General features: G+C 71.4%; 11 protein-coding genes. 5 read left to right on the top strand and 6 right to left on the bottom strand.

The genetic code is table 11. The annotated features are described in order from the left end of the window. Positions 1-13 precede the first annotated feature (13 nt). Positions 14-790, bottom strand: a complete 777-nt coding sequence (locus tag RM779_RS05515) for a 2OG-Fe dioxygenase family protein (protein WP_311616327.1) — start codon at positions 788-790, stop codon at positions 14-16. 104 nt (positions 791-894) lie between these two features. Between RM779_RS05515 and RM779_RS05510 the strand changes: the two genes are divergently transcribed. The 4 genes from RM779_RS05510 to RM779_RS05495 all read left to right on the top strand — a co-directional run bounded on the left by RM779_RS05510 (position 895) and on the right by RM779_RS05495 (position 6,015). Then, positions 895-1,569, top strand: coding sequence for a response regulator transcription factor (locus tag RM779_RS05510; protein WP_311616325.1), 675 nt, complete (start codon positions 895-897; stop codon positions 1,567-1,569). Positions 1,570-1,732: 163 nt separating this feature from the next. Next, a complete protein-coding gene (locus RM779_RS05505) occupies positions 1,733-3,019 on the top strand; it encodes a cytochrome ubiquinol oxidase subunit I (protein ID WP_311616323.1) in 1,287 nt (428 codons plus the stop codon). Next, positions 3,010-3,777 carry a cytochrome d ubiquinol oxidase subunit II gene (locus tag RM779_RS05500; protein WP_311616321.1) on the top strand — a complete coding sequence of 256 codons (768 nt, stop codon included), beginning with the start codon at positions 3,010-3,012 and terminating at the stop codon, positions 3,775-3,777. The genes RM779_RS05505 and RM779_RS05500 overlap by 10 nt, the downstream gene beginning before the upstream one ends. Before the next feature lie 84 nt (positions 3,778-3,861). Further along, on the top strand, positions 3,862-6,015 hold the full coding sequence (locus RM779_RS05495; RefSeq protein ID WP_311616319.1) for an MMPL family transporter: 2,154 nt from the start codon (positions 3,862-3,864) through the stop codon (positions 6,013-6,015). Here RM779_RS05495 and RM779_RS05490 read toward each other — a convergent pair. The 3 genes from RM779_RS05490 to RM779_RS05480 all read right to left on the bottom strand — a co-directional run bounded on the left by RM779_RS05490 (position 5,903) and on the right by RM779_RS05480 (position 8,685). Continuing rightward, entirely contained in the window at positions 5,903-7,036 is a 1,134-nt protein-coding gene (locus tag RM779_RS05490; RefSeq protein ID WP_311616317.1) for an aminoglycoside phosphotransferase family protein, read from the bottom strand. The genes RM779_RS05495 and RM779_RS05490 overlap by 113 nt on opposite strands. 89 nt (positions 7,037-7,125) lie before the next feature. Further along, positions 7,126-7,818, bottom strand: a complete 693-nt coding sequence (locus RM779_RS05485; RefSeq protein WP_311616315.1) for an HAD family hydrolase — start codon at positions 7,816-7,818, stop codon at positions 7,126-7,128. Next, positions 7,819-8,685 carry a winged helix-turn-helix domain-containing protein gene (locus RM779_RS05480; protein WP_311616313.1) on the bottom strand — a complete coding sequence of 289 codons (867 nt, stop codon included), beginning with the start codon at positions 8,683-8,685 and terminating at the stop codon, positions 7,819-7,821. A 155-nt stretch (positions 8,686-8,840) separates the two neighbouring features. Between RM779_RS05480 and RM779_RS05475 the strand changes: the two genes are divergently transcribed. After that, positions 8,841-9,026, top strand: a complete 186-nt coding sequence (locus tag RM779_RS05475) for a hypothetical protein (protein WP_077060701.1) — start codon at positions 8,841-8,843, stop codon at positions 9,024-9,026. A gap of 66 nt (positions 9,027-9,092) precedes the next feature. On the opposite strand, the gene RM779_RS05470 is transcribed toward RM779_RS05475, so the two are convergent. After that, the gene (locus RM779_RS05470) at positions 9,093-10,340 is read right to left on the bottom strand and encodes a GNAT family N-acetyltransferase (protein ID WP_311616310.1); all 1,248 of its coding nucleotides are present in this window, start codon (positions 10,338-10,340) and stop codon (positions 9,093-9,095) included. 53 nt (positions 10,341-10,393) lie between these two features. After that, a complete protein-coding gene (locus RM779_RS05465; protein WP_311616308.1) occupies positions 10,394-11,311 on the bottom strand; it encodes an asparaginase in 918 nt (305 codons plus the stop codon). Positions 11,312-11,336: the final 25 nt, after the last annotated feature.

Genomic DNA, 11,336 nt, shown 5'->3' with positions numbered 1-11,336 from the left:
CCACTTCGGCGCCTCACACTGCCTTTACCAGGGGCGTGATGTCCACCAGGATCACGGCACGTTCACCCGGACAGGGCTCGTCGCCGCGGCGTATCGGATCGACGTGGTGGCTGACCCGCTCGTCGTGGATGCCGTACGAATCCAGCGGCTGCTCCAGATCGAAGGTCGCGACCAGCAGTTCGGGGGATATGTCGGCCGGCTGGGCGCCCGCGCACTGCACGTCCGCCACGTAGTTGGTGCCGCCGACCGCGTTCTGCTTGTAGACCAGGTGGGCGAAATGGAACGGTTCGCCGTCCTGGTGCAGGAAATTGGGCGACGAGACCGCCGCCCCTTCACCGTCCGCGACGGCAAGTTTGATGAAGTGGACCCCCACGTGCAGCGGCAGGCTGCGTTCCTGTCTGCCCCACCACGTTTGCGCGAAGTCGAAGAGAACGATGCGTTCGAGCAGCGGATTGTTCTCCGCCCGGGCAGCGATCGCCGGGAAGTACCGGTCCTCGTCCTGGTGCTCCGGGTTGTAGCCGCCCTGGAAATAGTGCGCGACCTCGCCGTACTCCGGGTGGTCGATCTTGGGAACCCAGTGCAGCCGCCTTTCCCACGGCAGCAGCACCGCCGAGGAGTGTCTGCGATAGCGGCGCAACTCCGGATCTCCGTACGGGTCCGCCGGCAGGTCGGCGAACTCCGCTTTCAGGCCCTCGTACCAGGTGTCGATCAACTCCGGCTCGAACTTCTCGGAAAGTGAGAACCGTTCGAACCCGTCCGCCGTCAGCGACGGCTCCCCTTGCCCCGCCATGCCGTATCCCTTCGGGTGCACGCCCCGAAGGGGACATGCCCGGGGGCGCTGATCGCGAATCCCGCGCGGCCGTGCCGGGCGGGGCAGGGCCTAGGCTGTGGCTCATGAGCGCGCGCATCAGGGTTCTGCTTGCCGACGATCAGAAGCTCGTCCGTGCCGGGTTCAGGTCCATCCTGGAGGACGAGGACGACATCGAGGTCGTCGGCGAGGCGTCGACCGGGGGCGAGGCGGTGCGGCTGGCGAGGGGGCTGCGGCCCGACATCGTGCTCATGGACATCCGGATGCCGGAGCAGGACGGGCTCGCCGCCACCGGGGAGATCGTCGCCGATCCCGGCCTTGAGGACGTGCGGGTGGTCATCCTCACCACCTTCGACGTGGACGACTACGTGTACGGGGCGCTGCGCGCCGGGGCATCGGGGTTTCTCGTCAAGGACACCGAGCCGATGGAGCTGCTGCACGGCATCCGGGTGTGCGCCCGCGGTGACGCGCTGATCGCGCCGACGGCGACGCGGCGGCTGATCGCCGAGTTCGCCGGGCGGGCCCGGCAGCCCGATCCGAGCCCCCGGCTGAACGCGCTGACCGATCGCGAGCGCGAGGTGATGGGCCTGGTCGGCGCCGGTCTGACGAACGACGAGATCGCGCGGCACCTCGTGCTCAGCCCGGCCACGGCGAAGACGCACGTCAGCCGCATCATGACGAAGCTGGACGTGCGGGACCGGGCGCAACTGGTCATCCTGGCCTACGAGTCGGGCATGATCACACCGGGCTGGATGAGCTGACGCCGGCCGGCTCGGCCTGACCGGGGCGATGGTCTGGCGCGGGGCCGCGGCGGGGTGACAACCCGGGGGGTACGCCGCCGGGGGCGGGCGCAACTTCCGAGGTATGCGGGGTGCACCCCGGCGGGGGACGTGGCGGGGCGAGCCGTGGGCCGACCGTGGAGGCGTGCAAGCGGAAACCCTCGACCTCGCGCGCTGGCAGTTCGCCCTGACCGCCGGGGGGCACTTCCTGTTCGTGTCGCTGACCATCGGTCTCGCCACGATCCTGGCCGTGCTCCAGACGCGCGCGACGCTGCGCGGCGCGCGGCCCGTCCATCTGCGGATGGTCAGGTTCTGGGGGCAGTTGTACGTCATCAACTACGCCATCGGCATCGTCACCGGGCTGGTCATGGAGTTCCAGTTCGGAATGGCCTGGGCCGGGCTCGGGGAGTTCGGCGGCGACGTGTTCGGCGCCTCGCTCGCGCTTGAGACGGTGCTGGCGTTCTTCGTGGAGTCGACGTTCCTCGCGCTGTGGCTGCTCGGCTGGGACCGCTTCAACAAGTGGGTGCACCTGGGCGTGCTGTGGGTGGTCACGCTGACCGCCTACCTGTCCGCGTACTGGATTCTGGTCACCAACGGCTTCCTCAACCACCCGGCCGGCCACGCCACGGCATCCGACGGCACGCTCGAACTCGCCGACCCCGGCGCGCTGATGACCAATCCGAGCACGCTGCTCGCGTTCGGGCACGTGGTGGCGGGCGCGCTGCTGACGGCGGCGCTGTTCATGGCGGGGGTCAGCGCCTATCACCTCTTCCGCCGCGCGGGTCCCGACGAGGACGGCTTCCACCGGCGTTCCCTGCGGCTCGGGGTGTACACCGCGCTGCCCGCCCTCTTCGCCACGGTCTCCTTCGGCGGCGTGCAGCAGGGGCGCCTCGGGGAGTGGCAGCCGATGAAGCTCGCCGTGCTCGAGAACGACACCGCGGAGATCGCCCGTCTCCAGGCCGAGTTGACGGAACGCTTCGGGCCCGGCGACTACGTGCCGCCCGAGGCGCTGACGCGGGGCGCCGGGCTGCTGATGATGACGGTGTTCGCACTGATCATGTTCCCCCTGCTGGTGAGTGTGGTGCTGGCCGCGTTCCGCCGGGCCGTCCATGGCCTCCGGGCCTGGCACGTGCTGCTGATGGCGCTGGTGCCGCTGCCGTACGTGGCGATGATCGCGGGCTGGGTCTTCCGCGAGGCCGGCCGCCAGCCGTGGGTGATCTACGGGCTGCTGCGCACCGAGGACGCGGTGTCGGACGTGCCGACGGCGCAGATGTGGGTGTCCTTCGGGGTGTTCGTGCCGCTGTTCGCGCTGCTCGTCGTCGTCAACTGGTGGCTGCTGCTGCGCTGGGCGCGCCGCGGTCCGCACGTGCCGGGCGCCGAGGACCGTATCGCGCTCACCGGGCCGGAGCGGAGGGAACCGTCGTGGAGTTGACCGCCGCGCTGCTGCTCGGCCTGTTCTTCGCGGGGTACTTCCTGCTCGGCGGGGCGGACATCGGCCTGGGCATGCTGCTGCCCTACCTGGGCCGCGACCGGGCCGAACGGGATCTGGTCGCCGCCGGTTTCTGGCCGATGTTCCTGGCCAACGAGGTGTGGCTGGTCGCCGCCGCCGGGGTGTTCATCGGCTGTTTCCCGCATCTGGAGGGCGAGTTGTTCAGCGGGCTGCTGCTGGTGCTCGTGCCGGTGCTCGCGGGCTGGATGATCCGTGACGCCGGTATCTGGTGGCGCAGGCAGCTGCCGGCGGCCGGTGACGTGCTGATCGTCGTGGGCAGTTGGCTGCTCGCGCTCGGCTGGGGCTGGGCCGTGGCCTCGCTGCTCTCGGAGCACCACGACGCACCGGCGCCGTTCGCGGTGGGCGCGCCGACCGCGGCGGCGGTGGCCCTGCTGTTCATGACCCACGGGATGGGGTACGCGGCCCTGCGGCTGACCGGGCGGCCGTTCCAGCGGGCCCGGATGATGGCCGGGCGCCGGGCGGGCGGCAACTCGTTCGCCCTCACCTCGGTCGTGATGGCCGCGATGCCGGTGCTCGCGGGGGCCGGGCTGCCGCTGACCGAGCACGCGGCGGACGAGCGGTCGCTGCGGCTGCTCGTGCCGGTGCTGATCGCGGTCCTGCCGTTGCTGATCGCCGCGCAGGCGTGGCTGTGGCGCACGTTCGGGGGGAGGGCCGAGCCGACGGACCGTGCCTACTTCTGAACGCGCCCGGTCCACCGAGTCCTTCGAGCGTTCCGAACGTTCCGAGCTTGTCGATTTTCGTGTTTCCGACGGGAGAGAAAGATCATGACCGCCACTCAATCACCGGGCAGGGCCAGCGTGTTCGCACGCGTGGCCGGATTCGCGCACCGGCGCCGATGGCTCGCACTCGGCCTCTGGCTGGCTGTTCTCATCGGGGTCTGGGGCGTCGCCTCGGCCACCGGGAGCGACTACCGGGAGGACTACTCGCTGCCGGGCACCGAGTCCCAGGAGGCCGGTGACCTGCTGGCGGAGCACGGGTCGGGACAGGCGGGCGACACGCTGGACATCGTGCTCCAGCACGATGCGGGGCTCGCCGACCCGGTGATCGAGCAGCGCGTCGGGGAGATGCTCGCCGAGGTGGCGGAGCTGCCGCGCGTCACCCAGGTGCGCAGCCCGTACGACGACGCGTCCGCCATCTCGCCCGAGGGCACCATCGGTTACGCGACGGTGGTGCTCGACACCCCGTCCGAGCAGATGCCGGTGCCCGATACGGAACGGATCTTCGAGGCCGCGCAGGAGGCCGAGGGCGACGGGCTGCGGGTCGAGCTGGGCGGCGACGCGGCCAGGGCCCTGGCCGAGGGCGAGGGCGGCGCGGCCGAGGGCGCGGGCATCATGGCCGCGCTGGTCATCCTGGTCTTCATGTTCGGCACGGTCATCGCGGCCGGACTGCCGGTCATCACCGCGCTGTTCGCGGTGGGCTCGACGATGGGCCTGATCGTCGTGGTCTCGCACGCGTTCACCATCGCGGACTACACGCCGTACGTGATGATGCTGGTCGGTCTCGGCGTGGGCATCGACTACGCGCTGCTGAGCTTCGCCCGCTACCGTCAGGAACTCGTGGACGGGGCGCGGCCGGAGGAGGCCACGACGCGGGCGATGGACGCGGCCGGGCGGACGGTGTTCTTCGCCGGCTGCACCGTCATCCTCGCGCTGCTCGGCCTGGTCGTGCTCGGCCTCGGTTCGCTCCAGGGCCTGGCGCTCTCCGTGGCGCTGACGGTGCTGGTGACGATGCTCGCCTCGCTGACGCTGCTGCCCGCGCTGCTCGGCGTGTTCGGCGAACGGTTCGCGCGCCAGTTCACCGCGCGGGCCGAGAAGCGGGCGGCGAAGGGCAAGGCGCCGGCGGGCACGTCCTGGCGGCGGCTGGCCGGGGGCGTGCAGCGGCATCCGGTGATCGCGCTCGTGCTGGCCGTGGGCGCGATCGTCGCGCTGGCCCTGCCCGCGATGAACCTGCGCCTCGGCTTCAACGACGCGGGCAACGACGCGCCGGACTCGACCAGCAGGCAGGCGTACGACCTGCTGTCGACGGGTTTCGGACCCGGGTTCAACGGTCCGCTGATCATCGTGGCCGAGGGCGGCGACGGGGGCGCGGCGGCCGCGGCGCAGGCGGCGGCCGACGAGCTGGGCGGCACGGCGGGCATCCAGGCGGTGACCCCGCCGGTGCCGACCGAGGACGGGGCGATCGCCACCCTGTTCGTGTTCCCCGAGTCCGCGCCGCAGGACGAGGCGACGTCGGAGCTGGTGTCCGAGCTGCGGGACACGGTGCTGCCCGCGGTGTCCCAGGGCTCGGGTGCCGACTACATGGTCACCGGGGCGACCGCGGCCACCGAGGACTACTCGATCAAGGTCGCCGAGCGGATGCCGTTGTTCATCGCGATCGTGGTGGGCCTCTCCCTGATCCTGCTGATGGTCGTGTTCCGTTCCGTACTGATCCCGCTCAAGGCCGCGGTGCTGAACCTGCTGAGCATCGGCGCGGCGCTGGGCGCGATGACGCTGGTGTTCCAGGAGGGCATGTTCGGCGTCGAGGGCGGCCCGATCGAGGCGTATCTGCCGGTCATGGTGTTCGCGGTCGTCTTCGGTCTCTCGATGGACTACGAGATCTTCCTGGTCTCCCGCATCCACGAGGAGTGGGAACGCACCAAGGACCCGGAGCACGCCGTCCGCGAAGGGCTGGCGCACACCGGGTCCGTGATCACCGCCGCCGGGGCCATCATGATCGTCGTGTTCGGGGCGTTCATGCTGAGCCCGGAACGGATGCTCCAGCAGATGGGCTTCGGCATGGCGGTGGCGATCTTCGTGGACGCCGTGATCATCCGGTGCCTGATCGTCCCCGCCGCCATGCAACTCCTCGGCCGGCGCGCCTGGTGGCTGCCGGCACCGCTGGCGCGGATTTTGCCGAAGGTGGAGCTGGAGCGGCACTGAACGCGGCGTAGACCGTTTCCACCGCCCTGGGGCTCGGCACCCGGCCGAGCCCCAGCGTGCGGGCGGCTTTCCTCAGCGCCGTGCTGACCATCTCGCCCGCGGTGGCGAGCGCCATGTCCCGCTGCTCAGGGGGCGCGGCGGCCACCCGTTGGGCCTGCCTGATCACGTCCGTGAAGACCGACTGGACGCGCTTGTACGCCAGATAGCGCGGCAGGTCGCGGGTCAGGCCGGCCGCCGCTCCCGGCAGCCGTTCGTCCACGGCCCGCGCCCACTGGGTCAGCAGTGCGTGCTCCTGCGAGGGGGGGTAGCGCATGAGGTGCAGGTGCGTGGCGACGTCGTAGAGCGGATCGCCTATGAGCGCGAGCTCCCAGTCGATCGTCCACAGCATGCCGTCGGCCTCGGCGACGATGAGGTTGTCGCGGTGCAGGTCGCCGTGCAGCAGGCAGAACGGCCGGTCGGTCAGCAGTGCGGCGTCCCGCGCCAGCGGCCCGGTGGGCGAGAGCACCACCGGGTCGACGCGCAGCGCCGCGAACAGCCCGTGCAGGGCGGTCCTGTGCACGGCGAAGACGCGCCGCCGGGTGAACCGCACCAGGCCGCGCATGAAGTCCCGGCTGGTGCGCGGGCGGAGCGCGGCCGGGCAGCTGTGCACCCGGGCCAGGGCGGCGGGGGAGACGCGGGCCAGGCGGCCGAACAGGCCGCTCAGCTGGGCCAGTTCCCCGGGTGCCAGGGCGGCGCCCGGGGGGCGGATGGCGGACAGGGGCTCGCCCTCGATGAAGCCGTGCACGCGCCGTTCATCCGGGCCGAGCCGGTAGACCGGGGCGATGCGCCGTACGCCGAGTGCGGCCAGTTCGGTGAGGATGTCCTCCTCGTGGGTGAAACAGCGGGGGTCGAAGCGGGGCACCCCGGGCCGCGGCAGTCCGGCTTTCAGCCGTCCGAGGGGCGCCAGTTCGCCCTCCGCGTGCAGGACCTGCCAGGTGCGGTGGTGACCGCGCAGGGTGGTCAGGGGCAGCGGCTGGCTCATGATGGTGGCCTTCCGGCAGCGAGTTGGTTACGAGTAGCAGAACCGTACGCCGCCGACCGCTTGTTTCCGATGGCTCAAAAGGGTGCATCTCACCCGGAGGCGGGCGCGATGAGCGCGGTGAGGACGTGCTCAAGAGAGCGCACGACGTCGCGTGCGCCCGCCGCGAGCAGTCGTTCCGCGCCACTTTCGTCGAACGCGTAGCCGAGGAAGGGGACTTCGGCCGACCGGGCCGCCGCGTAGTCCGCGACGCTGTCGCCGATCATGAGTGCGTGCCGTGGCTCCGTTCTGGTCGAGGCCAGGGCGCGGTGCAGCGAGTCGGGGTGCGGCTTGAGCCGCGTCATGTCCTGGGTGCGGCCGTGCACCCGGCCGGCGACGTAGCCGGCCAGCTCGTGCCGGTTGAGGTAGTGCTCCGCGGCCAGTGGGGAGTTGTTCGTGGCGATGGCGACCTGGCGGCCGCGCGTGGACAGGGCCGCGATGAGCGCGGCGGCGTAGGGAGTCGGGGGTGCCGTCGCGGCGGCTGAGATCTCCTCGCGCGTCAGTGCGGCTTCGAGCCGGGACACGACGCCCGGGGCCGGCCGGCGGCGCGCGATGCCGCGCAGCACCTGGTGCGGGTCGGTCGAGGCCCGTAACTCGGCCGAGAGCAGCGCCGACACCGACAGGTCCGCGGCCAGGTCGCGCAGCCGGTGCGCGATGGACTCGGCGGTGCGCACGGCGAAGAGTCGGCACACCGGCCCGTCGAAGTCGAAGAGAACACAGCGGGCATTACTGATGAGTTCCCTCATTTAACCGAGTGTGAGTGGTTGGGCCAGCGTTGACCAGAGGGACTCGAACCACTGGTGTGACTCCTCTACAAATGCGGTGTCCGAGGAGGAGCGGAAGACCTTCGAGTTGAGCCCGAGGACGTCGTAGATCTCCAGCTGCTCCTGCTCGTACTCCACGACCCGCGGCACCACCTGGTAGTACGCGGTCAGCACCTCGGAGCCGTTGAGGAGGTAGACCTTCTGCACCGGTGTGATGGGCACGGCGCGGATCTCGACGTTGACCTTGGGCACCAGGCCCATCTCGGCGAGCGAGGTGAGCTGGTGACGGACCGAGGTGGAGAAGGTGCGGGTGAGGCGCCGCAGGCGCAGCAGCGGGCGCGGGTCCGCCGGGTCGGAGACCAGCCGCGGATAGGCCAGCGGGGCGTCCGGATTGGGCAGCATCACCCGAATGGAGATGGACTCGGGAGCCAGTTCGCCCGTCGAGATGGCGATGAGCGGGGCGGCGAGGGCGGCGTTCAGCGTCTCGGTGGTGAGGCAGAACGCGTCGATGGTGATGGTGTCGGCCTGGAAGGCCAGCGCGATGCGGTCGGCGACTTCGACGCCGGCCGGGCGGGGGGCGTCCTCGGCGGGAGAGCTGACGACGGCGGGGGCGCCGCGCCCACGGGCGCTCAGGTAGCCCTCGCGCTCCAAGACGGCCAGCGCCTGCCGGACCGTGGTCCTGTTGACGCCGAACTCCTCGACGAGAGCGCGTTGGGTGGGCAGCCGGGCGTGCCGTGGCAGCTCTCCCGAACGTATGCGGTCGCGCAGCACATCGGCGACGTGGTCCGGGGAGACCAGGTCATCGGCCGGCTCCGACGTTTCGCTGTCCGGGGCGGTCTCCTGACTCACGGCTCAACACCATACAACTTTCGGCCACTTGTGGAAGGTTGATACCAGGACGTTTCCAAGGTGCCGCCAACTGGGCAAAACAAGCGTATAGTTGGTTGACAACTTAGCCAACTAGTCGAAACTTCGACGAAGTTGACGTGATGTGAGGAGGAGTCATGCTTGTTTCCACTATCGCTGTGGCTGCCTTCGGCATCGCGGTGGAGCGGGCGGTCGAGATCCAGTTCGGTCTGCCGGGCCTAATCGGCCTGCTGATCCTGCGGACGGGGGTGCGCAGGCGCAACTTCACCTGCGCCTGTGTGGGTACGGCAGTGTTGGCCACACTGCTGGTCGGCAGTCTCTGAGCGGAAAACCGGTCAGAGGCTGCCGACTCGGAAGGCGTCAGATTAGATCTGAAAATCGGAAGACTTTCAGAAGATGTCGGGGCACCAGGGGCGGCGTCCCGTGCGGAACAGCAGGTCCGCACGGGCCGCCGCCCTCGTCGTCTCCGCGTCCGCGAGACCCGCGGCCACCAGCCGCTCCGCGGACTCGTCCCCCAGGTAGAGCTGCGCCAGCGCCCCCGTGCTCAAGACCAGGTCCGGCCGGCGCGTGGTCGGCACCGCCCGGCCGCCCTCCGGGGCGGCGGTCAGCAGGTAACGGCCCTCCGCCAGGCCCATCGGGTCCCGCACGTCCAGGACGAGTTCGCCCTCGGCGCCGTACGTCCGCGCGCCGAGCAGCGCGGGCAGGTCGAGCGGGCGCAGCCACAGGAAGTCCGCCCGCTCGGCCACTTCGGCCGCCCGCGGATTGGGCAGGATCAGCGGCAGCACGGAATCCGGCGCGACGGGACCGGAAACGACCGAGGTCACCCGGTCCATGGACAGCAGGAAGCGCCACAGCACCGCCTCGGCCGCCGGGCCGGTGGCCACCAGCGACCGCACCGTGGCGGTGCCGACCGGCATCCCCGCCTCCCACCGGTCCTCGATGGCGAAGGTCACGAGCCCCTGCGGCACCCCCGCCGCGTCCCGGTACAGCACGTGGAACGGCTCCACCCACGGCGCGGGCCCGAAGCGCAGGTCACCGGTGCACACCCGCCAGAACTGCGCCTTGCGGTCGATCGCGCCCGGCTGGCCGAGCCGGAACCGCTCATGCAGTTCGGGACCGGTCTTGCGCACCTCGGCGCCGTCCGCGAACGAAAGGGACCCCTCGCTCTCCGGCAGCGACCACCGCGGATCGAGGCCCGTTCGCTGCCCGTTCACCCGCCATGAGGTGAACGTGGTCGCGGGTCCGAAGCCGAAGCGGCCGTAGATCAGGTACTCGGCGGCTATGAGCGTCGCGGCCGCGTCGCCCCGCTCCTTCGCGTCGGCCAGGTCATCCGCCATCAGCCGGCTCAGCAGCCCCCGCCTGCGGTGCGTCGCCAGGACCGTCACCCCGCTTATCGCGTTGGCGAGGACGGCACGGCCGCCGGGCACCGTGAGCTGCTGGTCGAAACTGCGGAACGTGGCGACGCAGCGATCGCCTTCGAAGGCGCCGCGGTTGCGGCCGGGACCGAGGTGCGTGCGGCGCCGTTCGATACTGTCCGGGTCGGCGTCGGGGGGAGTCAGAAAGCCGGTGGAAACGGCACGGACCCAGGCGGTGCCGTCCGCGGGATCATCCGTGACGAGTCGGGTGTGCAGAGCCATGAGGCGAGGCTATGCGCCGGATGTCCGCCCCGGCCAGGCATTTCCCGCGGGCCTCAGACGGTCGCCCGCACCTCGCCCACCGGCCGGCCGCCGCCCGTCACCGGCTCGGGCGCCACCGCGGAGGCGTCGACGCCGAGCGCCGTGAGCAGCGCGGCAAGCACCGGCCCGAGCGCCCTGGCCGCACCGTCCTCGATCTTGAACGCCAGCGCCCGGCCGTCCGGCAGCGCCACCGCCTGCACCCCCTCGGCGCCCCCCTTCGCCAGCAGCCCCGGCACCGCCGCCATCAGCAGCGTGTCCGGCCGCCCCGTCCCCGCCACGCACCACGGGTGCGCGCGCATCGCGTCAGCCACCCGCCGTTCCGGGCTGTCCGGTGCGGCCAGCACGCAGCCGCGGAACGCCCGCGCCAGGCCGGTCAGCGAGAAGGCGAACAGCGGCGCGCCGCAGCCGTCGACCCCGACGTGCGCCACCGTCTCGCCCGTCGCCGCCTCGATCGTCTCCCGCACCAGCAGCTGCAAGGGGTGGTCCTGGTCCGTGTACGTCTCCACCGGCCAGCCGTTCGCGGCGCTCGCGGCCAGCATCGCGGCGTGCTTGCCCGAGCAGTTCATGGCGGGCCGCGAGGGCTCCCCGCCGCCCAGGGGCCGGTCCGGCGGGCAGTGCAGCGACTCCTCGCCGAGCCCCGCCTCCGCGAGCAGCCGCACCGCGAGCCGGCGGTGGGCGTCCTCGCCCGCGTGGCTCGCCGCCGCGAGCGCCAGCCGCTCCCCGGCGAGGCCGAGCCCGGACCGCAGCACGGCCGCGGCCTGCAGCGGCTTGTTGCTCGAACGGGGGAAGACGGGCCCGGTCACGTCGCCGAGCGCCCGTTCCACCGAGCCGTCCGCCGCGAGCACCACCAGGGCGCCGCGGTGCCTGCCCTCGACGAATCCCGACCTGACGACCTCCGCGAGCACCGGAGCCACCGGCGGTATCGAGGACATGCGCACCCCTCTTGCTGTGAGAACT

It is taken from the genome of Streptomyces johnsoniae (genome assembly GCF_031845565.1).
Lineage (GTDB): Bacteria > Actinomycetota > Actinomycetes > Streptomycetales > Streptomycetaceae > Streptomyces > Streptomyces johnsoniae.
Note: the sequence above shows the minus strand (reverse complement) of the source record. Positions and strands in the feature narration are given on the sequence as shown.